Raw genomic sequence first — 25,758 nt, 5'->3', positions numbered from 1 at the left:
TGGGCATGCTCAAGACCGCGCGGGCAGAGATCCGCATCCATGACGTTCCGCCGCTGTTCAAGCTGTATGTCCTCAACAATGAGGAAGCCTTCTTCGGCTTCTACTCGATAAGGCAACATGACGTGCAGATCAAGGGCACCGCACATCCCATGTTCGACCTGATGGGGAAGGAAGCCAGCTTGTTCCGCTACACCACCCGGGACGGCTCACCGGTCAGCGCCCAGTACGTCGCACAGGCCCGTCAGTGGTTCACCACCGTGTGGGAGACGATCAGCCGGGAGTTCACCGGATGACCCACCCTGACACCGCCCTGGCCGACGTCATGAACCGTAGCCGGTACCTGCTGTTCGACTTCGACGGCCCCATCTGCGGCATCTTCGCCGGCCTGCCCGCCCATCGATCGCGGCCGATCTGCGCGAGCTGTGGCCGCCGTGGCGTCGACATCCCACCCGAGGCCACCGTCTCAGGCGATCCGTTCGACGTCTCGCGCTACGCAGCGAGCACCACCCCAGACCTGACCCAAGCCGTAGCCGACGAGCTACGGACGATGGAGCTACGCGCCGTAGAGGTCGCCGACGACACGCCGCAGGCTCGCCAGGTGATCGAGGCCGCCCACCAAGCAGGCCGGGCCATCGCCGCCGTGAGCAACAACTCACGCGAAGCCGTGACCCGCTATCTCACCACCGCGGGACTCGCGCCGATGTTCACCAAGATCATCGGCCGCACAGAACCAGACCCCGACCTACTCAAGCCGAACCCGTACCTGATCACCCGTGCGGTGAAGGAACTGGGCGCGGACCCTACCGAGTGCGTTCTGATCGGCGACTCACTCAGCGACATCGACGGAGCCGGCAACGCGGGCGTCTTCAACGTCGGCTACACCAACAAGCCCGGCAAGCTAGAACGCTTCACAACAGCCGGGGCCGACGCGGTCATCACCAGCATGGGAGAACTCCTCCCACACCTGGCCGAATGACAGGCCGCTAGCTACTGACCAACCGGCAGCGCCCGCTCTCCAAGACCCAAACGAGATGGCAGACAGCTCGGCCCGCTCGACGCCCGCTCATGATCGGTGAGGACTTTCTCTACGTCTATGAACCATTGACAGCCGTAGAAATACCTCACTACCAGATCACCCGCTCTCATGCTGCGCGAATCTCGCCCCGTGACCAGAGCGTCGGGCCAAACGGCTCCGCGGTCGACAAAATCGAGCCCTGACCCGCATGCCACGGCATCGGCGCATGGCAGCCACGAGGAGAACGGGATAGGAATAGGCGCAACGGTGGACGCCGTGACGATCGCTGCGGGTGGTTGCGCACTCCACGGGTCGGGGCGATCGGCTGACGCGCCGCTTCCGTTATCGGGAGCCCGCGCTCCCCTGCATGTGGCGGTACGAATTTTCCAGTTTCTGGATTATTTACCCCACTTGCACTAACGGCCAAAAGGCTAATAACGATAGGCAAAAGCGGCGGATGTGAACACCCATAACCTTCGGACGCACGCGGTGCCGTATCGGTTCCGTCGATGGATGCCGACATCGTGTTGGGCCTGGCTTGGTCGACATTAATATCTCCGGGTTCGAGGAAAGATCATAATCAGTCGTCACAAATCCACGATTGGGACGGACCGGCTATCCCAGCAACGTACTGGTGGGATGTAAGCGCAGCGAGGATACCGGGCAATACTGGACCGCTATGCGTTATTCGACACACAACGCAACCTGTCGGGGGCGGTGAGGATGTGGATGCGAGCGTAGAAATTTGGGCGCGGGGCGTGAGATCTTGATCTCTCCGTGGTTCGCTGATCACCACGATGGGGAGCATCGTGGCGACATGGTCCTTCCTGGTTTCGGGTTACCGAATTCCTCGCTACATGCGAGAACATAATGCTCAGCGGGCGGTGAGAGAGTGCTCAACGAGTCCGACCGATGGCGCCGGAGATGGTCCGCTGGGCGGATATGCCGAAAATAGGCGTAGAATAACTTCCAGTCCGGATCAACGATAGGAGCATGCGTGAGCGAATATAAGAGCGAAATTCGCCAGAGTGATATCGACAACCTAGAGGAGAAGGTTGCGCGTTCCAACTACCGGAAGTACTTGAAGCGAGTCGTGCTAAGCAAGGTTCGAGGATTCACGGACCGCGAGGTTTCTTTCGACTTTCCGGTCACGGCGCTCATTGGCCCGAACGGTGGCGGCAAGACAACGATTCTTGGTGCCGCAGGTCTTATCTATGCAGAAGTACCACCTCGTCGGTTTTTTGCCAAAAGTGGCAAGTATGACAGCAGCATGAAGGACTGGTCCGTCGAATACGAGTTGATCGACCGCGACATAAACGCCAGAATCTCTGTGTCGCGTGTCGCAAGCTTCAAGCAGGCGAAATGGAACCGCACGGCCGTCGACCGCCAGGTGCTGATCTTCGGCGTTGAGAGGACGGTGCCAGCTACAGAGCGTCGCGACCTTGTGAAGGCTGCTGGTGGGACGTTTGTCGCGGCGGCAGAGGTGGCTTTGTCGCCAGAGGTCAGCGCGCACGTTGCCAAGATATTGGGCAGGCCGATCGAAGGTTACAATCGCCTGTCGGTCGATAAGGCAGGTAGGGTCACACTGTTTGCAGGAAGCACTCCTCGTGGAGACCAGTACTCCGAGTTCCATTTCGGGGCTGGAGAAGCCAGCATCATCCGGATCGTGACCGCCATAGAAGAAACCGAGATCGGCTCCTTGATTCTTATCGAAGAGATCGAGAACGGTCTGCACCCAGTTGCGACCCGCCGTATCGTTGAGTATCTCATTGACGTAGCGGCCCGGAAATCATGCCAGGTCATCTTTACGACGCACTCAAATGACGCGCTTGCGCCATTGCCTGCGCGTGCTATCTGGGCAGCGTACTCTGGTGAGGTTTTGCAGGGCAAGCTCGATATCGCGGCTCTACGAACGATTACCGGACAGATTGATGCCAAGTTGGCTATCTTCGTAGAAGACTCCTTTGCTCAGCTGGTGATCGAGGCTGCCTTGCGATCCTACGGTGACATAGAAATTAATGCCATCAAGATCCACGCGATGGGTGGCGCCGCCCCGGCAATGAAGGTTAACGAGCAACACAACGTCGACCCGACTTCGTCCTTCCCGTCAATATGTCTACTAGATGGGGACCAGGCGTCCTCGGCGAATGCAGAAAAGAGCGTATTTGTACTGCCGGGTCAGGCAAGTCCAGAGGCCCATGTGTTTGCTCAAGTCTATAATCGGCTCGACTCGGTAGCGGCTAAGCTCACGGTCTCGATGCAGCTGCCGACTTCTCGTCAAGAGCAGGTAAAACGCGTCGTCCGTGAGCGGGCACTCACCAATCGCGATAAGCACGTAATCTGGGAGCAGATCGGAGAGGATCTCGACTTCACGGCGGGCTTCATCGTCTCGACTTCCTTCCTCTCGATTTGGGCGCAGGAGTACCCGGATGAGGTGCGGAAGCTGGTGGACCAGTTCAGCGACCTCGTTCCCAAGCGCTAGAACCTCATGCCGGATTTGCGTCGATCGGCTCGGCTTAGCAATCTGTGTGGCCAGGAATCAGCGCGGTTGGCGCACTGTAAAGCCGCACCGACGGTTCCTTATGAAGATGACTGGCAAGTTCGTGCGCCGCTGTCGTTCAAGGAGTCGTCTGAGGCCATCAAATACTTAGTGTCCCGAGGCGTGTATTCGCCGGGCACAATCAGGTCGAGGCGCGCATTCTCGTGAAAGTCGTTCATGGCGTTCACGTACTCACGTCGAGCCTGCACCCACTCCTCCCGGCCAGAGCCCTTGATTAGCCCTCGCGCAAGCTGCTCCATACGCCAGAGTGCCTTATTGACCCTACGGTGTGCCTCAACCGTCGCTTTCCCGCCGATTAAGCTCACTACCTCAGAGGACAGGCCGCGCTTGGTTTCGGCCTCCGCGAGCAGTGGTAAACCCTCATCTCTTGACAGTGCCAGAGCCTGATCATCAAGCCCCACACTTGCGGCAACTCGCCGAGTAAGCGTGCTCATGTACTTGGCGTCGCTAAGATAACGGGCGTAGCTCTCAAGCTTCCTTTCCGTCCAATGCCCAGAGATGTCACGTCGGTAGCGTGTGCGCTCACCCAAGAAACTAACTAGATATGACGAGAATGCCCCCAACGCGACGCCCAGCAAAGTAAACAACTGAGTGGTCATTCGCGCTCCAGGTAATTTGATGTATCTCTAGGAGAATCTATCTCATCGTCCCTCTTCAGGACGGTTGCCGCGGGGTGGCTGCCGCCGTTCGGGTTAGGGGCGGTCGTTGCCCCGCGGCTTCCACTCTCAGCCCGTTTCGGCCCTGCGCTCCGGGTCCGCTTGCCCTCCGATTGGCGGCGTACTGTGGTCGGCGTGGATGAGGCGGAGGCGAGTGGCCAGGCGTGGAGGGATGAGGTTCGGCGTCGGGTGACGGTCGAGCAGGACCGAGTGGCTCTCGCGCAGCTTGTCGATTGGGACGCCGATCCGTTCGAGGTTGAGTTGTATGAGTTGGCTTCCGAGCTGCAGGAGTTCTTGATCGACCAAGCTCAGCGTTTGCGAGCCGGCCAGTACGAGCGTCACGTACGTCGGCTCAGACAGCGCCGAGCACACCGAGACTGCTAACGCCTTTGCTAACAACGTCCTTGGGCCGCCCTGGACGATGGTGGACGACTCAGCCTTAAACAGCCAGGTCAAAGGACTGATCTGGATGACGCTGGATACCGCTCGCCTCACTCGTAATGAATAGTCCCGCAGTCAAATCCAGCACTGTCGGCCTGCTGAGAAGCTGGTGCCAAGCGTTTGAGACCCCTACCTCCGCCACCTCAGCCATCGCCGCCGACGGGTTGGTCGGTCGATCTCCGTAGGGTGCAGCACTTTGCGGCACTCGTCGGCGAACCGGTCGATCGCTGCTTGCATCTCGTACTGATCTCGCCGGGCGTATTGCATCTGATTCTGAACCAGGGCCATGCGCTCCCGCCCCCCAGCGATGTCCGCGATCCAGGCCCGCAGCCGTCCGGCTATTTCCTCGACGGCGACGGAGGCGGACTCGGCGTCATAGGCGACCGCGTACGGGCCTTCGACGATTACGGCACCGACCGCCCGCGCCACGGCGACACGCTGCTCGTCAAGCTCTTGCAGCCGGGAAAGCACGGAAGCTTGATCGAAGTCATCATCGAGAAAGGCATCCAAGAGTGAGCTTGCGAGGTCTCTTCGCGCGAGGAGAGCAGTCGCGCAAGCACTGTAGACCTGCCGCCGAGCCCTCCTTTCTTCGACGGAGGTTTGCGCTTGGCTAGTGATCTTGGCGGCACCTCGCGGCCCCCAGGCTCCGACAGCGGTTCCAAGGAGCGTTCCGACTACGCCGGTGAGGCCGAGCAACGTTGCTGAGTCCACTCACGCATTTTCCCATCATTGGGATGAGCGCTACAGCGTCTCTGTTTGTCGAGGTCATCCAGCCCACCGTACGCGCCGCGGTCAGCGCAACGAGCACGGGGAGGGTGGGATTGGTCGCGACTCGTGCGACGGCCTCGAGCCGCGCTTATGAAGATGCGTTCGCCGCTGCGCCTCATGTGACGCTGACAGCCAGTGCGATCGCCCATTTAACTGAGAGCGTCCGGGCGGTTCCGCTGACTCGCAAGCTGGCTTTGGACGATCTCTGGGCTAGTCGGGATCGTCCTGACCTGGGGCATTGCTCCCTCAGTGTGCTGGCTGGCAAGGAGGTGGAACATGGAAAGAAGCTCGACAGGGCGGATCGTTGAGGTCGTTCTGAGGCTCGTTGAGCGGATCCTCGAGTGCATCGACGGCACCGCCTGATGGATGCAGGGCATCACGCCGGCCGGATTCGCGACCTGAGCGGGTGTGAGGCCCTGCCCGTTTGAGCAGAGAGCACCTCCACAGGGAGTGGAGCTCAGCTGTGCTTACACGCTACTAAGTGGTCGGCGCTCAAAGTGTGTCATGCGGCCTACTACGACGAGCAGGTCACAACCAGCCGCCGCGCCCGTTGCATGTCCATCAGGGGCGGACGATTACGGTTACTCCAGGGAATTCGTAGAGAATGCAACGCCCACCGCAGGTGTCGGGGGCGCCGGGAGCGACTTTCCGCGGCGCGATCGAAGTCTGTCACAGCGTTAGCCCTGGCGATCAAGTGTCTCCACCGACGACTCGTATTGCTCGCGGGATATGCGTGGGATGGCCAGAGGCGCTTGATCGGATACGGGGCTTTAGACGCAGGTCAGCGAGGGGGCTGAGGTCACGATCGCCAGCCCTCTGTAAATCCGTGGGCTTTGGCCAAGCAGGCCCGACCACCGCCGCCGTCCAACACGGAAGTACAGCACCGCCGCCGTACGACCCCTCTCGGCTGCTTCTCCCGGAACACGCCTGGCCTCGGCAAGCATGCCGATGACTTGGGGACGCGTAGTTCGCATCGAGGGGGTCAGGGGTTCGAATCCCCTCAGCCGCACAGTGTTGGCTCGGGGGGCGCCCCCCGCGGGTTGGGGGTTGGGGGTTGGGTGAAGAGCTTTTCGGTTCATCCAGCTGGTGTCTTGAAATGATGCAGAGGGTCTGTCGCTGTGTGGCGGTCAGGCCCTTCTTGCTGTCGAGGGGACGATCTCAGCAGATCCGGTGCTCAAGGTCTTCCGCCGCGGGTTGACAGGGTGGTGTGCTTGCGCAGGATGCGGCGCATGGCGCCGTAGTTGTAGTCGAATTTGTCGGCTACCTGGCGGATGCTCCAGCCCTGGTCGTACAGACGGGCGGCATCCTCGGCCAACTGGTGCTCAACCTGGTCAGGCGCTGCGTCCTTGGTCAGCAAGCGCTTGATCTCCTGTCGGCCGTGGCGGCGATGGCCGCCCGGCGTACGACGCGCAGCGTCAGCCACCGCGCCAGACATGCCGCTACAACGGTTTGAGTGCTGCCGCGGCGCTTCCGGTCCTCGCTTCGCTGTGGTCCGGGCCACCTTGCCACCCGGCTCCTCAATATGACGCCGAACAGCAGAAACATCGACGACCACACTGCCAGCTTGACTCAGGGAACTGCCGCCCGACTTCCGTTCCTCGGGCCGTGGCCGGCCCTGTGGTCCGGGTCCGGTTTGCCTCCCGGACGCTGGGTTTCTGTGACAGATGGCCGAGTTGTGTGAATGGTTCCGGCGCACTGAAGCGCGGTAGCGGGGTGTGCGGACGCAGGGTGCTGTCAGGTTAGGTCGGCCGTTGAGTGTGCTCCTTGGGCGCGCAGCCAGGCGGCGAGGTCGTGGGCTCCAGTGCGTAGCGCGGCGTCCAGCGGGGTGAGGTCGTCGTAGCCGATCCAGTTGATATCTCCACCCCGGTCGAGGAAGAACTGTGCGGACTCTCTTTGTCCGCCGTGACAGGAAGACCACAGGCCGTGGGTGATTTCCTCGGCGTTCGGCGGTTCCCTGTCAGCGGTGAAATGGGCGGTCACCCGGTCCATTAGGCCGAGCGTCGCTGATTCCCACAAGGTTGTAGTGGCGCCGCGTTCGATTAGCCGGCGGGCGGCGTTCCATTGGCCGAACGCGCATGCGTCAGTGATCGCGGTTCCACCAGTGCCGATGCATGACCCGGGCGCTTCGATGTCGGCGCCGGCGTCCAGAAGGGCGTCCAGGACCGGGACGTCGTCGCTGCTGGCCGCCCAGTGGAGTGGGGTTTCGGTATGGCCGCCCTCGAACGGGGCGTTCAGTTCGGCGCCCGCCGCGACCAGGACCGCGACGGATCCGGGGCCGTTGGGGTAGTGGCCGGGCCAGTCGGCCACCACATGTAGCAGCGTCCGCGACATGCCGCCCTCATCGCCGAGCCGGGCTATCGCCAGCTTCGGGTGCTCCTCCAGCAGCCGCCGTAGCTCTTGAACATCGCCCTGGTGAATCGCTCGGGTGGCCGCTGCCGCGGCCGGCTCCTCGGTCTCCAGATAAGCCATGACCTCATCCTCCCTGCGCCCGGCCCAAGCCCCGCCGGCTGGTCTCGGCCGAGCCGAGTAACAGGGAGTGTCGTGGAGGGTTACCGGGACGTCCAGACGCCGCCTGCTGGGCTACAAGCTCGGCACGCTGGTCGACTCGTTCAATCTGGCGGATGGGACGCCGGACGGCCTTTCCGCAGCAGGCCAGTGGGCCTAGCCCGGCGGTTCTGGCAGGTCGGAGAATACGATCACCTGAGGCTGGGAGTCCGCCCACGCGCGTAGCTCCGGGCCGATCGGGCCGTACAGCTCCGCCGAGACCATCTCTGCACACTCCGCAACGTGTTCTAGCAGTGCTGCCGCGCTTTCCTGGTGGGCAAGAGCCGCCGCCGTGTCGGTGTACTCCTCAAGCGCCACGTAGCCGTCGCCGGCTTGGAACAGCCGGAACGTTAACGTGCCCTGCTCATCCTTCGCCTGCTCGCGCAGTGCGTTCGCTGCTTGCTCGAAGTCGGCGGCTCGGTCGTCGCGGGGTTCGAAGCGAGCGCGTACGAAGATGCTCATCGGACCACGCTAGCCGCGGCGCGAGGTTCAGCTGATTCCGGTGCCATGCATGCCGCCGTCATAATGAGTTGTTCTGAAGTGGCGGTGTGGAGAGTTCATCATCGCGGCATCTGCGCGAGTACAGGACCTTTCTGGCTTGGGAACGCCGTCTGGAGCGAACCGCGCTGCTGGCACTGGGCTTTCGTTCAGGCTATCCAGCTAACGGCGAACAGCGAAGCCACGCAAGACCGGGCGGCGGTGCCAGTTCGGGTTTCTTCCGCCCGTACGAATGCTTATCCCCGCGGCGAGGGATCAGCATTGCACTGCTCTGATATTTGTCGTCGAAAGAGTGCCTTCTTCAAGCTGTGGAGGGACGAGACGGGCGTATGCTCAGCACCGGAGGTAGGCCGTGACAAGTTTGCGCAACGCCGTACAAGCGTCGAACCGGCTCGATGATCGAGTCCTGGGACGGTGGCTACACAATCGGACACCATTGCCCCTGGCGATCGTGTCCACGATCGCTGCAGTCGTCTTCGCGGTACTGGCTGCCATCCTTACCGGGAATGTCTGGATCCTCGGAATCGTACTCATGGTCTCGGCCTCAGCTTGGTTTGCGCGGGCCCGTCGCCGCACCACGCGCAGCTAGGTCAGGTCAGCGGAGAAGCCACGCGAAGCTCCATGGGCGCATCGACGATGTAGTGGTCTCGCACGTCTACAGCGAGTCGTACGTCGGCCGGACCACGGCCGAGCGCGGAGCCGACGACAAAGTGCTCCTGCACCTGATGCGGCGTGGCTCCTGGCGCTTCGCCCGGTCCGACGGGCGGGGCGAGGACATCACTGTTCCTGCCGGGTCCTTCATCGTGCGCCACGACGGGCCGCCGTCGTTGTTCGATGTGGAGTCCGGCGCGACAGCGGAGGTGATGATCCTGCCTGCCTCGCTCATCCAGCCACTCCTCGGCGGCAGCCAGCAGATCGTCGGGTCGGCCCACTCAGCCGAGATGCGCGTGCTAATGGCGCACGCTCACATGGTCGGCGAGACCGCGTGCGACCTCACCGCCGCGGGCGTGCAGAGCGCCCGCGATGCCCTTATCGAGCTTGTCAAGGGGGCCGTGAGGCGGGAGTTCGATGACGCCGAACCTCGACTGGCGCCCGCGCTGGCCCGCGCGGCGATGGAGATCGCCGACGGCCGCCTCACCGATCCCGGACTCTCGCCGGCGTCACTGGCACACCAGCTCCACGTCTCCGTACGCACATTGCATCGGGCGTTCGTGACGGCCGGGGAGCCGGTAGGGGCCTACATCCGCCGCAGACGGCTTGAGCGGGCCAGAATGGAGCTGGCCGCGCCCGTACGCCGGCCGGGCATCGCGGAAGTCGCCGCCCGCTGGCAGTTCGCCGACAGCAGCCACTTCATCCGCGCATTCAAGAACCATTACGGGCAGACGCCCGCCGATTTCGTCCGCGCGAATGGAACGAGCAAGGGAACCAAGTGACTGTGGCCCCGGTCGCACTACACGATGGGCGGCTGAACGGGGCCTTGATGATCGAGATGCCGCCTGAATAGACCGTCGCCTCTATGGTGGACCGATGGCGTCGGTAAAGCAGGTCCAAGTCACCTTCGACTGCGCGGAGCCTGAGCGCGTCGCTCGTTTCTGGTGTGAGGTGCTGGGGTACGTCGTACCGCCGCCACCTGAGGGGTTCGCCACCTGGGACGATTTCGATCGCGGGCTGCCGCCTGAGCGTCAGGGTTCGGCGTTCGCGTGCGTTGATCCTTCAGGCGTGGGCCCGCGGCTGTTCTTCCAGCGGGTTCCCGAAGGCAAGGTGGTCAAGAATCGGGTGCATCTTGACGTGCGGGTCGGCACCGGGCTCGTGGGTGAGGAACGCGTGGCCGCGCTTGAGGCCGAATGCGCGCGACTGGTCACTCTCGGCGCGGAACGCGTACGACTGCTGCGTGCCGATGGCTACGACGAGTCGTGCCTCTTGATGCAGGACATCGAGGGCAACGAGTTCTGTCTCGACTGAGTGGCCGCCGGTGGGGAGATCGTGACCGAGGACGAGACGCGGTCGCTCACCGCCAGGTGGCGGACGTCCTGGGGTGGAGATCCGATCGCCCATGAGCTGCGTGACCGTCATGCGGATCGCTGGGTTCGGTTTCACAGCCTTCCCAAGTCCAAGCGGTATGCCGAGACGGAAGAGGAGTACGAGGTCGTCCTCGATCGTCATCACCGCGTTCTCTCCGAGCTGGGGCCTGGGGACCTTAACTATGTGATCGCCGGATACTTCGAGGACGCGCGCGTCGGCGGCTCGCACGACCCCCGGACTCATCCGGGTGCGGTGCCCTGGCTGAGGATCGAGCCCGGTGATCGCACGTTCTTCGACATACCGCTGACGCTCTATGTCAGCGAGACCTCGCTCGACCGGACGACTTTGGATCCGCTGCTGCGGCGCGTGGCCGACGACGAGCTCGGCTACGTGATCATCGCTCCTCTGGACCTCAGATGGCTCTATCACCCTTACGACGGGGGAGCCGACGTCATCGCTCCAACCGCCGGTGACCGCGACATCCTGAAGAACCGTCACGCGAACTGGATGTCCGCGCACCCAGCCGGACTGTAGATCCGGGGCCTGTGCGGACTGTTCGGCCGGTGACGCAACGGGTCTCATTTCACGGAAAGCGGTCCGGCCTTTCGGCGAACTATGGGTGTCAGTCGTTCGCGTCTGCCAGGAAGGCACCCGTATGACAGAGACAGGCACGTGACCGCCGACGTGGGCGAGAGGGTGACGGACGCCGAGCTCGTCGTCCGGTTCCAGCGAGATCCGGAACAGTTCACCGCCGTCTACGACCGGTATTTCCGCGATATCTATCGGTACGTGGCCGGGCGTCTGGACGTCGACACGGCCGACGATCTCGCCGCCGAGACGTTCCTCGTGGCGTTCGGTCAGCGCGACCGGTTCGATCCCGGACGCGGCAACCTCCGCGCCTGGCTGTTCGGCATCGCCACGAACATGGTGGCCCGGCATCGCCGGAAGGAAGCCAGGCACTACCGGGCGCTGGCTCGTACGGCGCCTGATTCCGCGGCCGAGGCCGACAGTCACGAGAACCGGGTCGTCGCCGCGGTCGCCGCCGAGCGTATGCAGCCACAGCTGGCGAAGGCTCTGGCCGCGCTGTCGCAGGGCGAGCGCGATGTCCTGCTCCTCGTGGCCCTGAGCCAGCTCAGCCACCAGGAGGTGGCCGAGGCACTCGGGATCTCCTTCGGCACGGTCGGCTCCCGGCTCAGCCGGGCCCGCAAAAAGCTCCACAAAGGATTCGACCAGGAGGCAGTCAATGGATGACCTGCAGATGCTGAGCACCCTGCTGACCAAGCCCGACCCGGCCACGGAGGTGATCGACCGCGGCCGGCACCAGCTGCAGAACGCGGCGCGCGGACCGGTACGCAGGCGCAGGGTCTCTCGGCCGTTGGTCGGCCTCGGCCTGGTCGGCGCGGCCGCGGCGACGGCCGCGATCGTTGTCGTCTCGGGCGGCGCACAGCCCACCGCCAACCCGAACGGCCCGCCCGCCGCGGCCGGCCTCTCCGGGCGGCAGGTCCTGCTCGCGGCCGCCACCACCGCGGAGTCCAGGCCGGTGGGCTCCGGCACCTACTGGCACGTAAAGACGATCTCCGAGATGCGGAACCACCAGCGTTCCAGTTATGTGGAGCTGTGGACCCGGCGCGACGGGCGGGAGTACTACGGGCTGAAGGACGGCACGGCGGTCAGGAGTCACGGAGCGACGGAGGCGTTCTCGATGCCTGGCGCCACGTGGACCTTCGCGCAGATCCAGCAGCTGCCGACCGGCCCCGGCGCGCTGAAGGCGAAGATCGCCGGTGTCGTCGAGGCTTGGCGGCTCCCGAAGAAACTCGAGCTCTCCAAGGAGGGTAAGGACGACGCGGTCTTCGACACGCTGATCAGTCTGCTGTCCCGGATACCCGCCCCGCCGAAGGTACGCGCCGCCGCTTTTCGTGCGATCGCCTCCTTTTCCAACGTCAAGGACCTCGGCACGGTCACCGGCGGCCGGGCGCTGCAGATCTCCTTCGCAGGAGGCGTCAACAAGATGGTCATCGATCCGAAGACGTCCCTGGTGAAGAGCTGGAGCATCATCGCCGGCCACGGCCAGGCGCAGTACGACACCACCGGGTCGGTCCTCACGGCCGAGTGGACCAACACCCTGCCCAGGATCGTCCCGATGCCCAAGTAAAAGCCGCGGACAGCCGGAGACCTGCACCGGGCATCCCGTGCCCGCGCCGGGACGGCGCACAGGATGCCCGGTCGGCCGTTGAGGCTCGTCAGGTATAGACCTCGAGGTCTATTCCGCTACCGGCCAGGTAGCAGTCCCAGCTCTGTACATAACCGAACCTCGTCTGCGTGTGGTAGAGGCCTGCTCCGACCTCGTTGCATGCGACGCTGCTCAAGACGTTGGTCCCTGAGAATCGCTGGTAGAAATGCCCCGTCAGGGCGCTGGCGGGTGTCGAAAGGACGACCGTTCCAGTGATGGCCGCCCCAGCCGTGACGAGGGCTGCGATTCCACGCTTGATATCCACTGCTGAATCTCCTTGGGGAACTACTCGAACAGATCGTCAGATCGGCCTGAATGGCAGTGAGTCACTTTGCCAAGAGTCGATGTCAGACCTCTGTCACATCGCTGCCGAGCGCCCTCCGGAGACGAGAGGGCTCACGCTACCGAGTGGCCGGACCAGCAGGACCGTCAGGGCGAGGCCGGCGTTCGTCGTTCTGCCACCGCGTGAGTAGAGCGAGCACTTCGCCGGCCACCCCGTCCGGGTCCTCGTAGACCGGGGTGTGCCCGGTGTCCAGCAGTCGCAGCCGTGCGCCGGGGATGCCCGCGGCCAGTTCCCGTGCCTGGTCCGGTGTTCTGGTCGGATCGTGCCGTCCGTGCAGCACGGTGACCGGGCAGTCCAGCCTGGCCAGTCCCGGAGTCAGGTCCAGGTCCCGCTGACTGCGCAACGCGTCCAGTGCCGCCTGCGGGGGGACCGTGGCCGCGTATTCGAGCATTTCGTCGCGGAAGGCCGGGTCGAGAGCCGTGGCGAACGACCGGTCCAGCACCCGGGCGTGCAACCGCGCACCCCAGTCGGTGGCCAGCGCGGTCAGGATGGCGTCCACATCGCCGTGGCCGCGCATGTGCGCGCCGGTGTCGACCAGCAGCAGACCGGCCACCAGCTCGGCGTGTCCGGCCGCCATCCGCAGTGCGATGGCACCGCCCGTGGAATGCCCGATGACCATGACCGGGGCGTCATATCGCCGCGTGATCCGCGCGGCGAGCCGGTCGGCGACCGTGCCGAGGTCCCAGGGGCCGGGATCGGTCATCCAGGACACCGCGTCGAATTCGACCTGCCCGGCCAGCCGTTGTTCCAGCGGCCGGAATACGGCGGGCGCGCACAGCGTGCCGGGAATCGCGAACACCACCGGCCGTCGCGCGGCCCGCTCACCGTCTCGGGTCGGCATCGCCCCTCCTCGCGCCGACCTTACCGGTGCCCGCCGCAGGACAGGCGGGGCCCGCTCGCCTGAATCACGCCGCGATGACCGCATGATCGACCAAGGCGCTGGTCGGCTGACACGCCCTTACCGGCCTCGCCTCTGGAGCCGCCGAGGGCGGAGCCCACATCGCCCGTCAGGTCACCCTGCCCGGCGACGGCCCGACCGGTGTCTTCCTCAATGAGAACGGCGGTACCTACCCCTGGTGACGGCATGGAGCAACGTACGACGGCAGGGGTGGCGGTGATGAAAGACGGGCGTATTGTCGGGGCGAGTACGGCCGAAGGGATCTTCGGCGACCCGGTCCATCTCCCTACCGCGAATCCGGCCGCCACCCCCGGCAGGAGGCCGCGGGCCGACACCGACCCGGACGCAGGCGACTGGAGGAGCAGACATGAGTGCCCAGGCCACCGGAATCGACGCGGACCAATTCGCTCGTGCGTGGCACGACTGGCACCGCGAGCACGAAGCGCGGCGGGCTGGCCGGCATGGCTTCCTCGCGATCACCGGCCTGCACTGGCTGGACGGCGAACCGGCGCGTTTCGAGGACGCGCCGGGTGCCTGGTCCAGCGGGCCGGACGGTGTGGTCGTCGCCTTGGATGACGGCGAGGAGCTTTTCGTGGACGGCTCGCCGGTACGCGGGGAGCATCGCTTCGGCGTGCTGCCGGAACGCGAGGGCGTCAACGCCGTCTGGGGTGACGCGGTGATCGAGGTGGCCAAGCGCGGCGGGTACGACATCGTGAGGCCGCGGCACCCGGACCATCCGCTGCGGACCGGCTATCGCGGCACTCCCGCCTACGCGCCCGATCCGCGCTGGCTCACGACGGGCCGCTATGTCGCGTTCGACGAGCCGCGGCCGACCACGGTCGGCGCCGTGGTCGACGGGCTGCAGCACGTCTACGACGCGCCGGGCCGGATCGACTTCGAGCTGGACGGCCGCGCACTGAGCCTCACCGCGTTCGGCGGCGGGGCGTCCGGCAGCCTGTTCGTACTGTTCACCGACGCGACCGCCGGCGTCACCACCTATGCCGCGAGCCGGGACCTGCGCGTCGAGGCGCCTGATGCCGACGGCAAGGTGACCATCGACTTCAACCGGGCCGTCAACCTGCCGTGCGCCTACACCGAGTTCGCCACGTGCCCGCTGCCGCCCGCCGAGAACCGGTTGCCGATCGCGGTCGAGGCGGGCGAGAAGATGCCTGCGACCGCGGCCGAGTCGCCTCAGTAGCCGAGGAGCATCAGTCAGTCGCCTACGCGGGAAAGCGTGGGCGATGAACAATCGGCAATTGTTGGGTGACATTCACCGCCGACCAGGCAAGTCCGTGCGACCATTCCGCACCTCTTCAAGGACGACCGCCGTCGCTCGCTGCGACCGATCCATGGTTATCGGTCGCTTCGGCCGCCGTTCAGTTTGATTTGAGCCAAAGAGGACTTGGCACACATACCTTTCGGGCCGTCTGTCTAGATATTGGCGGTTACGGGAGGTTTGTTCATGTCGGATATTTCTCGTAGAGGTTTCCTCGGCGCGGCCGCGGCGGTCACCGGCGCCGGGGTGGCCGGTGCGGCGCTGCCCGCCGGCGACGCGGAGGCCTCCCCTGGACCGTCCGCGAAGCGTCCTCGGCACAAGGACATCCGGGACGTCAGGCACGTGGTGATCCTGATGCAGGAGAACCGCAGCTTCGACCACTACTTCGGCTCTCTCCGCGGCGTCCGCGGCTTCGGCGACCGCTCGACCATCACGCTGCCCGGCGGGCTGTCGGTGTTCCAGCAGCCGACGACGCCTCCCGGCACCCCCGTCAAGACCACTCAGTACCCGTGGCACCTGAGCGCGGCCGCCGTGTCGGCCTACCCGGCCGGCCACCAGCCGCCCAGCTCGGAGGTCGGTGCGCAGGGGTACGGGGGGACGTCGCACAGCTGGGACGACCAGCACGGCGCCTGGTTCGGCGGCCTGATGAACGGCTGGGTGTACGCCAAGGGCGGCCTGACGACGCTCGGCTATCTCGACCGGACGGACATCCCGTTCCACTACGCCCTCGCCGACGCTTACACGATCGGCGACGCGTACCACTGCTCCGTGCTCAGCGCCACCGGCCCGAACCGTACGTACCTGTGGAGCGGCACGATCGATGCCCAGAAGAAGTTCAGCGACTTCGTGGCCTTCAACGGCGGTGACGAGCTGGGCAAGAAGCTGCTCTGGGAGACGTACGCGGAGACACTGCAGAGGGCTGGCGTGACGTGGAAGGTCTACCAAGGTGAGGACGACTACGGAGACAACGGCCTGGAGTACTTCGCCAACTTCGCCCGGTACGACCCCGCTCAGGGCGGCACGCCCGCTCCCGGCAACGTCTTGTACGACAACGGCGTCGCCAACGTCCCCGAGCCGCTGACCGGCCTGAGCGCGAACGCCGACAACCTCGCCAACGCGATCAGGGCCGACGTGAGGGCGGGCACGTTGCCGCAGGTGTCCTGGGTCGTCACCGACCAGGCGTTCTCCGAGCACCCGGACGGCGCGCCGAACGACGGCGCGTACTACGTGAACAGCGTCCTGGAGGCGCTCAACACCGATCCGGACCTCTTCAACTCGACCCTCGTGGTCATCGACTACGACGAGAACGACGGCCAGTTCGACCACGTGCCGCCGCCGGTGCCGGCACCAGGGACGAAGGATGAGTTCTATCTGGAGGCGTCCGGCCCCCTCGCGAGTGCCGGTCTCACCGAGCCGATGCCCGTCGGGCTCGGCTTCCGCGTTCCGCTGATCCTGATCTCGCCGTGGACGCGGGGCGGCTGGGTGACCTCGGAGGTCTCCGACCACACCTCGGTGATCCAGTTCATCGAGAAGTGGACCGCGGCGCTCGGCACACCGGCGATCAGCCCGAACATCAGCGCCTGGCGGCGCAGCGTCTGCGGCGACCTGACCGGCGCCTTCGACTTCACCTCACCGGTCTTCGGCCTGCCGAAGCTGCCCAGGACCACGGTCATCGGCGACCCCGCGGGCGGCCCGTACAACCCGCCGGTCACGACCAACGAGATGCCGGAACAGGAGCCGGGCACCAAGAGGGCGCGGCCGCTGCCGTACCAGCCCAACGCGAACCTGGTCGGGTTCGCCTTCGGCGGCGACGGTGCGGTCGAGGCGAAGCTGTCGTTCAGTAACAACGGGGCGCACGTCCGCAAGGCCAGCCACTTCGCCGTCTACGACAACGCCGCTCCGCCCCGGTCACTCGCCGACTATCCGGCGAAGTACCCGGGGCAGTACACGGTCGCCCCGTCGCACACGACCGGGAACGAGACCGTGCCCGGTGCGGTCCAGATCGGCGACGACCGCAAGTACGACCTGACGGTCGTGGGCCCGAACCGTTTCCTGAGGCACTTCACCGGTGACCTCAACGCCGCCGGTAAGGACGTACAGGTGGAGGCGGCGTACCACCAGAATGGTCACGGCTCCAGGCCCAAGCTCACGCTCACCCTCACCAACAACGGCACGAGGGCCGTGACGTTCACGATCGCGTCGAACAACTATTCCAAGGACCGCGCGAAGACCTACCGCGTGCCCGCACACGGCCACGCGACGCACTCGGTGGACCCGCTCGCGTCCGGCCACGGATGGTACGACCTGACGGCCACGATCAACGGGGACGGCTCCTGGTCCCGGCACTACGTCGGCCACCTCGAAGACGGCACGGACAGCATCACCGGCTGACCGGCGGGCCCGCCACCCGATCGTCACCTGGATCGCGCCGTACCGTTCCGCGATCCAGGCGACGATCATCGAGGAACCCCCTAACGGCCGGATATTTCCCGAATGTGACTGGTGTGTGGCAACAACGCATCCCTATAGTGGGCGCATGCCCACTATGTCGCCGGAGCCGGCGCGCCCGTCCGAACCCGTCCTCCACCAGCATCGGCGGGTGGCCGAGTCGTTCGGAGTGGACGCCGGTCGCTACGACCGGACCCGGCCCCCCTATCCCGACGCGTTGGTGGAGCGGATCGTCGCCCCCGGCCTGGACGTGCTCGACGTCGGCTGCGGTACCGGCATCGTCGCCCGGCAGTTCCAGGCCGCCGGGTGCACGGTGCTCGGCGTCGAGCCCGACGCGCGGATGGCCGACTTCGCACGGCGCGGCGGGGTCGAGGTCGAGGTGGCGACGTTCGAAGCCTGGGACCCGGCCGGCCGGGACTTCGGCGCGGTCGTCGCCGGTACGGCCTGGCACTGGGTGGACCCGGTAGCGGGAGCGGCCAAGGCGGCGCAGGTGCTGCGGCCCGGCGGCCGGCTGGCGGTGTTCGGGCATGCGTTCCAGCTTCCGCCCGAGTTGCTGGAGGCCCTCGGCGCGGTCTACCGGCGGGTGGTGCCCGACTCGCCGTTCAATGTCCAGTCGATGAGGCAGGCGCTGGACGGATACCAGGAGCTGTACGCCAGGTTCGGGGACAGGATCCGCGAGGTGGACGGGTTCACCGACCCGGAGCAGTGGCGATTCGACTGGGAGCGGTTCTACACCCGCGATGAATGGCTGGACCAGATGCCGACCCATGGCTCCCTCACCCAGCTCCCGCCGGACCAGCTGGCGGAGGTGTTCGACGGCGTCGGGGCCGCCATCGACGCGATGGGGGGCGGCTTCACCCTGCCCTACGCCACGATGGCGATCACCGCGGTCCGTACCAGCGCCACCTGACGGGCTCGGCGGCCCCGTTCCGAGCCGCGCCGCCGGACCGTGGCCAGTGTCAAGATCGCGTTTGGCCTGGTCAGGACGCTTCTAGCTGAGACGGGCATCACACTCTCCTGGGGATTCAAGTGGAGATGTTCGCTGTTGGAGACCTGTGTCGGGATAACCGGGGACCAGCTCCCCGGTTGTGCGACACGATCTTCAACGGGGGGTATCGGGGTGAGCAGTACGCGTACGGCACGGCCGCCGCATGCCCAGGAGTGTGCCGCTCCCTGCCGGAGGGCGGACGCGTCCCGTAACCATGAGCGCATTCTGATCGCGGCTCGCGCCGTCTTCGTCGAGGACGGGCCCGAGGGTTCGCTCGACGAGGTCGCGCGGCGCGCGGGGGTCGGCAACGCCACCCTCTACCGCCACTTCGGCGACCGTGAGGATCTCATCCGCTCGGTCGCCACCCACGTCATCGCGCAGGTCGCGGATGACGCCGAGAGCGCGCTCGCCGAGGAGGACGACCCGTTCGAGGCGCTTCGGCGCTGTCTTCGCGCCGCCGCCTCCTACGGCATCGGAGCGGTGCTGCACGCGGTGCGCGGGCGGTTCGCCATGGACGAGGCGTTCTTCGCCGTACGCAGCCGGGGCACCGCCGTCTTCGAAGAGATCATGCGACAGGCGCGGGAGAGCGGGCAGCTCCGTCCCGACGTGACGCTCGATGACATCTGGGGCATGCTCGCCCAGCTCACCCGGCCGCCGCCGTGCGGCGACCGTACCGGCTTCGATGCCCGTGCCGCCCGGTACGTGGAGTTGTTCCTCGCCGGTCTGCGCGCTCCCGCGCCGTACGAACTGCCGCCCGCGTCAAGCGATCCGCCGTCCGCCTCTCCCGAACCCGCACGTCGGCGCTGACCGAAGCGACGAACGACCCACTGACCTTTGATTTCGTTTTCGAACGCTGGAGATATCTTCCGTAATGTCGACAACCGCACCGACCGTCCAAAGGAACGCCGTCACAGCCGCACAGGCGGCGGTGTCCCGGCGATGGACGGCTCTTCTCTTCATCGCCCTTGCCCAGCTGATGGTCGTGCTCGACGCGACCGTCGTGAACATCGCCCTGCCGTCCGCGCAGCGAGCACTGCACATCTCCGACGGTAACCGCCAGTGGGTGATCACCGCTTACACACTGGTCTTCGGCGGACTCCTTCTGTTCGGTGGCCGTATCGCCGACCTCGTGGGCCGCAAGCGCACGTTCCTGATCGGCCTGGTCGGCTTCGCCGGTGCCTCCGCGCTCGGTGGAGCGGCGGCCAACACGGGCATGCTGCTCGGCGCCCGTGCGCTCCAGGGCGCGTTCGGCGCCCTGCTCGCGCCGTCGGCGCTCTCGCTGCTCGCCACCATGTTCACCGAGCCACGGGAGCGGGCCAAGGCGTTCGGCATCTACGGCGCGATCTCGGGCGGCGGCAGCGCCGTCGGCCTGATCCTCGGCGGGGTGCTGACCGAGTACCTCAACTGGCGCTGGGCGCTTTACGTGAACGTCCCGATCGCCGTCCTCGCCTTCTTCGGTGCTCTCGCGTTCGTCCACGTCCACGTGCCCGCAGGCGGCAAGAACCGCGCCCGCCTGGACATCCCCGGCGTCATCCTGGTCACCTCTGGCCTTGTGTCGCTCGTGTACGGCTTCACACGCGCCGAGTCGGAGGGCTGGGGCGAGCACGGCGTGATCGGCCTGTTCGTCGCCGCGGGTGTGCTGCTCGCCGCGTTCGTCGTCGTCGAGTCCCTGACGCGGGCGCCGTTGCTGCCGATGCGCGTGGTCCTGGACCGGAACCGCGGCGGCGCGTACCTCTCGGTCGGCCTGGCCGTGATCGCCATGTTCGGCCTCTTCCTCTTCCTGACGTACTACATGCAGATCGTCAAGGGATACTCCCCGGTCAGGAGCGGCCTGGCCTTCCTCCCGTTCACGGCCGGCATCGTCACCGGCTCCACGCAGATCGCGGCGCGGCTGATGCACCGTGTCCCGGCACGGGCCCTGATGGTGCCCGGACTGCTCGTCGCCGCCATCGGGATGGGGCTGCTCACCCAGCTCAAGGTGGACAGCTCGTTCGTCGGCCTCATCCTGCCCGCCGAGATCCTCATCAGCCTGGGGCTCGGCTCCACGATGATGCCCGCGATGAACATCGCGACCACGGACGTCGCCCCGCAGGACGCGGGCGTGGCATCGGCGCTGGTCAACACCGCACAGCAGGTCGGTGGCTCGATCGGCACCGCACTGCTCAACACCATCGCCGCCACGGCCACGACGATGTACATCGTCACGCACGCCCACGGTGGCACCTCGCCGCTGCTCGTGGCGACGGGCCAGGTGCACGGCTTCACGGTCGCCATCTGGTGGGGCGTAGGGATCCTCCTGCTGGCTGCCATCGTCGTGGCGGCACTGATCAACGGCAAGAAGGGGAAGCGCTCGCCGGCGAAGTCGGCGGAGGAGCCGGCGCGGGTCCGGGCACCGCAGACCCGGGAGTACGCCTCCGCGGGCGCGCACGCGGGACCGCGGCACAACGGCCGGGCCGCCGAGGACTTCAACGTCGAAACGGCGCCGGCCGACGCCTCCGCCGGCATCGCCGTAAGCGGCCGCATTCGCGGCGCAGGGGGCGCACCACTGCCCGGCGCCATCATCACGCTGGTCGAGCTCGGCGGACGCCAGCTCGGCCGGGTCACGACAAGGGGCGACGGGTCGTACGAGCTGGCCGTTCCCGTCGCGGGCTCCTACGTGCTCATCGTGGCGGCCGACGGCCATCAGCCGCAGGCGGCCACGATCACGGTCGGCGACGAACCACTCGGCTACGACCTGGCGCTGTCCGGCACCTCCGGCCTGACCGGTGTCGTCCGCGGCGCCGCGACCGGTGACCCGGTCGCCGCGGCCACGGTCGTCGTGACCGATCAGCGCGGTGAGGTCGTCGCCTCCACCGAGACGGACCGGGACGGCAGGTTCGCCGTCGGCGAGCTGGTCTCCGGCACCGTCACCCTGGTCGTCAGCGCGGACGGTCACCGGCCACGCGCCGTACCCGTCAAGGTGAGCGGACAGGGCACCACAGAGCAGGACGTGGAGCTCCGGGCCGGCGGCCGGGTGAAGGGCACCGTACGCGCCGGGGCGCAGAACATGCCGCTGGGCGATGCGCGGGTCGCTCTGGTCAACTCCGCGGGCGACACGGTCGCCGTCACCACGACCGGATCCGACGGCGGGTACGCCTTCACCGACCTGGACAAGGGGGAGTACACGGTGACCGCCAGCGTCTACCAGCCCGCCACGACCACGATGACCGTCGACGGCACGGACCAGGCAATGGTCGATCTAAGGCTCGGTCATCCTGGCGAATGACCGCGTGGCCGCGGTCGCAAGGCCGGGGATTGCCAATGATGGGGTGCCGGGATCGGGAGTTCTCACCGGTACGGATCCGGCGTACGGACCTTATCTTGGCAGCTCCCCTCCGGAAGGAACGCAGCCGTCATGGTCAAGCCAGGGAGCCGGTCCGGCCCAGCGCCTCGGTGGTGTTCCTGCCGTGTCCCGGATGAGCCCGGTCCGGGCGTCGGCCGGAGGCAGGTACTCGGCGGGCTGACCGCCGCGGGCGCGCTGGCCCTCGCGGGCTGGCCGCGCCCGGCCGAGGCGGCGGCGAAGGGCGCCGACCGGTCGGTGACCATCACCGTCATGGGCACCTCCGACATCCACAGCCACGCGGTCGACTGGGACTACTACAACGACGCCGCGTACAGCGACAGTGCCGGGAACGTCGTCGGCCTCGCGCGGGTGTCGAGCCTGGTGAGGCAGATCCGCGCCGACCGCGGGCGGGAACACACGCTGCTGTTCGACGCGGGGGACACGATCCAGGGCACCCCGCTGGGCTTCTACTACGCCACGGTGGAGCCGATCACGACGACCGGTCAGATCCACCCGATGGCGCGGCAGATGAACGCCATCGGCTTCGACGCCGTGGCGCTGGGCAACCATGAGTTCAACTACGGCCTCCCGTTCCTGAACAAGTGGATCAGCCAGATGGACGCGCCGGTGCTGGGCGCCAACGCCGTACACACGGGTACGGATCGGCCGGCGTTCCGCCCGTACATCATCAAGACGATGCGCGTGCCGGGCCATCCGCCGATCAGGGTCGGTCTGCTGGGCCTGACCAATCCGGGCGTCGCGATCTGGGACAAGGCCAATGTCTCCGGCAAGCTGGACTTCCTGGACCTGGTCGAGACCGCCAAGAAGTGGGTTCCGATCATCCGCGCCCGTGGCGTCGACGTCATGGTCGTCAGCGCGCACGCCGGCGACAGCGGTCTGTCGTCCTACACCGGCGACATCCCGGTGGAGAACGCCTCGGCCATGGTGGCCCAGCAGGTCCCCGGGATCGACGCCATCCTCTTCGGCCACGCGCACATCGACGTCGCCGAGCGGTTCGTCACCAACGAGATCACCGGCGAGACCGTGGTCATGAGCGAGCCGAAGTGCTGGGGCGAGCGACTGTCGGTCTTCGACCTCACGCTGACCCGGGACCGCGGCCACTGGAAGGTCACCGGCAGGTCCGCGACGACGGTGAACACCAACACGGTGCAGGAGGACCCTGCTCTCGTCGCAGTCGTCAGGAAGGAGCACGACGCGGTGGTCGCGTACGTCAACCAGGATGTCGCCACCTCCACCGAGACGATGTCCGCGGCGGAGTCCTGCTGGAAGGACACCGCGATCCTCGACTACGTCAACGTGGTGCAGACCGCGAAGGTCAAGGAGGCCATCGCGGGGACCGCCAACGCGTCGCTGCCGGTGGTCTCCATCGCCGCGCCGTTCAACCGTGCCGCCACCTTTCCGGCCGGGCAGGTGACGATCAAGGACATCGCCGGGCTCTACATCTACGACAACACGCTCCTGGGCAGCATCCTGACCGGTTCGCAGATCAAGGCGTACCTGGAGTACTCGGCGCGGTACTTCGAGCAGGTCGCCGCGGACGCCCCGGTCGATCCGGCGTCGTGGACCAACGCCCACGACCTTCCCGACTACAACTACGACCAGTTCTCCGGCGTCACGTACGACATCGACATCGCCAAGGCCGAGGGCGCACGGATCGTCAACCTCGCCTACGACGGTACGGCGGTCACCGACGACCAGCGGTTCGTGGTCGCGGTGAACAACTACCGCCAGTCCGGCGGCGGTGGCTTCCCGCACATCGCCACCGCCCCGGTCGTCTACAACGCCCAGGTCGCGATCCGGGAGGCGATCGTCGCGTACGCCTCCGCGGCCAAGACCATCGACCCCGCCACCTTCCACGTGGAGAACTGGAAGCTGGTACGGGACGGCGTACCGGTCTTCTGAACCGGCGGATGTCCACGGCGGGTCGTGCCTACCATGGGACTACGAACGGGGCGGACTGATCTGCTTAGTCATCGTCATCGTCGATCCCCTCGTAGGGGTCGACAAAGAGCGCGCGATATTCCCCAGGGGAAAGCTGACGATTGCGCCAGAAGGAATGCCACTCGGGGGGTCCGGAGGTTCGGTCCGTCTCAGCGGCAAGTTCGGCAGCTACCATCTCACCTTCGTCGCTGCCGAACAGACCTCGTCGCGTGGAGGCTGTTTCAATCTCCGCGGTAATCAGTTGTCGCGCTTCTTTTACGTCGGCGACCCGGATTCCGGCTTTGCCGGCGCGTTCGATTCGGGGATCGGCTGACCCGTCGATGGTAATCACGAGTCGTACGGTCTTTGTAACGTTCGTCGCAATGGCCGCGCCGTGCTCGACGGCCAGGTCGACAAGCTCGACCAGGGGGCCTTCGGCATCGTTCTGGGCGTAGCCGATCGGCAAGATGCGCCAGCCCTTGAGCGGTCCGTTGCGCTTTGAACGGTCGTTGGCAGCCGCTTCCTCCAGGTCACGTATGAGGTGAGTGGCGGCGAGGCTCTTTGCGGCGCGCTGCAACTCCCGTAGCTCCGTCGCCGTGACCGTGCCGTCTGCTTCTGCTCTCGCCCTCGCTTCGGCCAGGAACTGATCGTGGACGCGACGTGCGGTCGTCTGGGTCAGTCCCGCTCTGGCGGCGACGATGGCAAGTCGTTCCGCCTCCTCGCCGACGATCTTGCCGTCGGCGAGGGCATGGGCGAGAAGCGCCCGGTAGCCGGCGAGTCCATCAGGCCGTGGCGCGGGTGGCATGGCCATGAGCGGAAGGCGCGCAGTCAGGGTCGCCAGCCACCCCTCGCTACCGTGTCTGAGCTGTCCAGGACGCGGCGCGACAAGTCCTGTCGGCGGGACGGCCGGCAGCGGGGCGGGGCCGGGCCCATGCCAGGACAGTCGTTGGGGTGCCTGGCCGATGAAGGCAGCCAGCATGAGTGCGGTCGCTCGGGCGTCCCCGAGGGCAGTGTGCTGGGCGGGCGGCCACTCTCCTGCGATCAGCGTGGCGATGTCGGGAAGGCGATAGGTGTAGCGGTCAAGGTGGAAACGGGCGGCCACCATGGTGCACAGCCCGGGGATGCCTTGTGGGCGCAGGCGCATGCGCCCGAACTCGGCGGCGAGGAAACGCTGTTCGTAGTCCAGATTGTGGCCCACCACGATTGCGTCGCCTATCCGGTGCAAGACGTCGCCGGCCACTTGCGAAAAGGTTGGAGCGCCGGAGACGTGTACGTCGGTGATTCCGTGATAGACGTCGTTGTGGATGGAGCACTCAGGCGAGACGAGCGTGGAGTATTCGTCGAGGACTTCGCCGTCACCTCGCATCCGCACGATGGCGATCTCGCAGATCCGAGCTCCGCGCTCGGGGTGGAGTCCCGTGGTCTCCACGTCGAGAACTGCGAAGATCAGGCGCTGAGGGTCAACACCTTCTCCTCTGGTGAGGGCACCATAGGTGAACAACGAACTCTCCTGTGGCCTTTCATGGATCGTTACCGGTCCGGCTTTCGACGTGGATGTGGAACTCCGAAACGAAGACCGCGTCACCGTATTCTGCTGATACGTAAGTTGCCTGGTCGACGTCAACTGGCGTTGGGCGGCAGGCTTGCGGCGGCGGTGTTGTTTTGAAGTATTGGCTGCGTTCGCAGTCACACTGATGATCATCAGAGTCAGACGGAACATGACTTTGAACATCATCATGGTGATAGTGATCATCGCCGAGATGAGCATCATGATCAGGCTGATGACCGCACCCATCACACGTGGCCCT

23 protein-coding genes are annotated in these 25,758 nt (G+C 66.0%); 15 read left to right on the top strand and 8 right to left on the bottom strand.

The features are described from left to right. Window positions 1–5: 5 nt before the first annotated feature. From FB559_RS07255 to FB559_RS07245, 3 genes are all read left to right on the top strand, one after another. Window positions 6–293: a hypothetical protein gene (locus tag FB559_RS07255; protein WP_141954603.1), complete on the top strand. Its 288-nt coding sequence runs from the start codon at window positions 6–8 to the stop codon at window positions 291–293. Then, entirely contained in the window at window positions 290–976 is a 687-nt protein-coding gene (locus tag FB559_RS07250; RefSeq protein ID WP_221639908.1) for an HAD family hydrolase, read from the top strand. Before FB559_RS07255 ends, FB559_RS07250 begins: the two co-directional genes overlap by 4 nt. 1,036 nt (window positions 977–2,012) lie before the next feature. Continuing rightward, entirely contained in the window at window positions 2,013–3,497 is a 1,485-nt protein-coding gene (locus FB559_RS07245) for an ATP-dependent nuclease (RefSeq protein WP_141954600.1), read from the top strand. Between the two features lie 98 nt (window positions 3,498–3,595). On the opposite strand, the gene FB559_RS07240 is transcribed toward FB559_RS07245, so the two are convergent. Both FB559_RS07240 and FB559_RS43700 read right to left on the bottom strand, forming a co-directional pair. Next, on the bottom strand, window positions 3,596–4,174 hold the full coding sequence (locus tag FB559_RS07240; protein WP_141954598.1) for a hypothetical protein: 579 nt from the start codon (window positions 4,172–4,174) through the stop codon (window positions 3,596–3,598). A 126-nt stretch (window positions 4,175–4,300) separates the two neighbouring features. After that, entirely contained in the window at window positions 4,301–4,726 is a 426-nt protein-coding gene (locus tag FB559_RS43700) for a hypothetical protein (RefSeq protein ID WP_185792077.1), read from the bottom strand. 132 nt (window positions 4,727–4,858) lie between these two features. On the opposite strand from FB559_RS43700, the gene FB559_RS07230 reads away from it, so the two are divergent. Continuing rightward, window positions 4,859–5,188 (top strand): hypothetical protein, encoded by a 330-nt coding sequence (locus FB559_RS07230; RefSeq protein ID WP_141954593.1) that lies wholly within the window; start codon window positions 4,859–4,861, stop codon window positions 5,186–5,188. A 1,426-nt stretch (window positions 5,189–6,614) separates the two neighbouring features. Here the strand turns inward: FB559_RS07230 and FB559_RS07220 are convergent. The 3 genes from FB559_RS07220 to FB559_RS07210 all read right to left on the bottom strand — a co-directional run bounded on the left by FB559_RS07220 (window position 6,615) and on the right by FB559_RS07210 (window position 8,446). Further along, window positions 6,615–6,995 carry a helix-turn-helix domain-containing protein gene (locus tag FB559_RS07220; protein ID WP_141954589.1) on the bottom strand — a complete coding sequence of 127 codons (381 nt, stop codon included), beginning with the start codon at window positions 6,993–6,995 and terminating at the stop codon, window positions 6,615–6,617. A gap of 179 nt (window positions 6,996–7,174) precedes the next feature. Beyond that, a complete protein-coding gene (locus FB559_RS07215) occupies window positions 7,175–7,909 on the bottom strand; it encodes an ankyrin repeat domain-containing protein (RefSeq protein WP_141954587.1) in 735 nt (244 codons plus the stop codon). Between the two features lie 192 nt (window positions 7,910–8,101). Then, entirely contained in the window at window positions 8,102–8,446 is a 345-nt protein-coding gene (locus tag FB559_RS07210) for a putative quinol monooxygenase (protein ID WP_141954585.1), read from the bottom strand. A gap of 746 nt (window positions 8,447–9,192) precedes the next feature. On the opposite strand from FB559_RS07210, the gene FB559_RS07205 reads away from it, so the two are divergent. The 5 genes from FB559_RS07205 to FB559_RS07185 all read left to right on the top strand — a co-directional run bounded on the left by FB559_RS07205 (window position 9,193) and on the right by FB559_RS07185 (window position 12,656). Continuing rightward, the gene (locus FB559_RS07205; protein WP_221639907.1) at window positions 9,193–9,915 is read left to right on the top strand and encodes a helix-turn-helix domain-containing protein; all 723 of its coding nucleotides are present in this window, start codon (window positions 9,193–9,195) and stop codon (window positions 9,913–9,915) included. Window positions 9,916–10,009: 94 nt separating this feature from the next. Next, complete coding sequence (locus FB559_RS07200) at window positions 10,010–10,444, top strand: VOC family protein (protein ID WP_141954582.1); 435 nt, start codon at window positions 10,010–10,012, stop codon at window positions 10,442–10,444. Between the two features lie 21 nt (window positions 10,445–10,465). Further along, window positions 10,466–11,038: a DUF3885 domain-containing protein gene (locus FB559_RS07195; RefSeq protein WP_221639906.1), complete on the top strand. Its 573-nt coding sequence runs from the start codon at window positions 10,466–10,468 to the stop codon at window positions 11,036–11,038. Window positions 11,039–11,176: 138 nt separating this feature from the next. Beyond that, window positions 11,177–11,755 (top strand): RNA polymerase sigma factor, encoded by a 579-nt coding sequence (locus FB559_RS07190; RefSeq protein WP_246121396.1) that lies wholly within the window; start codon window positions 11,177–11,179, stop codon window positions 11,753–11,755. Continuing rightward, window positions 11,748–12,656 carry a CU044_5270 family protein gene (locus FB559_RS07185; RefSeq protein WP_141954577.1) on the top strand — a complete coding sequence of 303 codons (909 nt, stop codon included), beginning with the start codon at window positions 11,748–11,750 and terminating at the stop codon, window positions 12,654–12,656. The genes FB559_RS07190 and FB559_RS07185 overlap by 8 nt, the downstream gene beginning before the upstream one ends. 88 nt (window positions 12,657–12,744) lie before the next feature. On the opposite strand, the gene FB559_RS07180 is transcribed toward FB559_RS07185, so the two are convergent. Both FB559_RS07180 and FB559_RS07175 read right to left on the bottom strand, forming a co-directional pair. Then, on the bottom strand, window positions 12,745–12,999 hold the full coding sequence (locus FB559_RS07180; RefSeq protein ID WP_141954575.1) for a hypothetical protein: 255 nt from the start codon (window positions 12,997–12,999) through the stop codon (window positions 12,745–12,747). A 136-nt stretch (window positions 13,000–13,135) separates the two neighbouring features. After that, window positions 13,136–13,918 (bottom strand): alpha/beta fold hydrolase, encoded by a 783-nt coding sequence (locus FB559_RS07175; protein ID WP_221639905.1) that lies wholly within the window; start codon window positions 13,916–13,918, stop codon window positions 13,136–13,138. A gap of 424 nt (window positions 13,919–14,342) precedes the next feature. Here FB559_RS07175 and FB559_RS07170 point away from each other — a divergent pair, with 424 nt between their 5' ends. From FB559_RS07170 to FB559_RS07145, 6 genes are all read left to right on the top strand, one after another. Next, window positions 14,343–15,173 carry a DUF1684 domain-containing protein gene (locus FB559_RS07170; protein ID WP_141954573.1) on the top strand — a complete coding sequence of 277 codons (831 nt, stop codon included), beginning with the start codon at window positions 14,343–14,345 and terminating at the stop codon, window positions 15,171–15,173. Window positions 15,174–15,437: 264 nt separating this feature from the next. Continuing rightward, on the top strand, window positions 15,438–17,642 hold the full coding sequence (locus tag FB559_RS07165) for a phosphocholine-specific phospholipase C (protein ID WP_141954571.1): 2,205 nt from the start codon (window positions 15,438–15,440) through the stop codon (window positions 17,640–17,642). 145 nt (window positions 17,643–17,787) lie between these two features. After that, the gene (locus FB559_RS07160; RefSeq protein WP_141954568.1) at window positions 17,788–18,609 is read left to right on the top strand and encodes a class I SAM-dependent methyltransferase; all 822 of its coding nucleotides are present in this window, start codon (window positions 17,788–17,790) and stop codon (window positions 18,607–18,609) included. Between the two features lie 210 nt (window positions 18,610–18,819). Next, a complete protein-coding gene (locus FB559_RS07155; protein ID WP_141954566.1) occupies window positions 18,820–19,494 on the top strand; it encodes a TetR/AcrR family transcriptional regulator in 675 nt (224 codons plus the stop codon). A gap of 64 nt (window positions 19,495–19,558) precedes the next feature. Beyond that, window positions 19,559–21,952 (top strand): MFS transporter, encoded by a 2,394-nt coding sequence (locus FB559_RS07150; protein ID WP_141954563.1) that lies wholly within the window; start codon window positions 19,559–19,561, stop codon window positions 21,950–21,952. A 129-nt stretch (window positions 21,953–22,081) separates the two neighbouring features. Next, a complete protein-coding gene (locus tag FB559_RS07145) occupies window positions 22,082–23,932 on the top strand; it encodes a bifunctional metallophosphatase/5'-nucleotidase (protein ID WP_141954561.1) in 1,851 nt (616 codons plus the stop codon). A gap of 64 nt (window positions 23,933–23,996) precedes the next feature. Here FB559_RS07145 and FB559_RS07140 read toward each other — a convergent pair whose 3' ends face one another. Beyond that, a complete protein-coding gene (locus tag FB559_RS07140) occupies window positions 23,997–25,745 on the bottom strand; it encodes a 3'-5' exonuclease (RefSeq protein ID WP_141954559.1) in 1,749 nt (582 codons plus the stop codon). Window positions 25,746–25,758: the final 13 nt, after the last annotated feature.

Origin of the sequence: Actinoallomurus bryophytorum, assembly GCF_006716425.1 — a bacterium.
GTDB classification, from domain to species: Bacteria; Actinomycetota; Actinomycetes; order Streptosporangiales; family Streptosporangiaceae; genus Actinoallomurus; species Actinoallomurus bryophytorum.
This window is presented reverse-complemented; position numbering and strand designations above follow the sequence as displayed.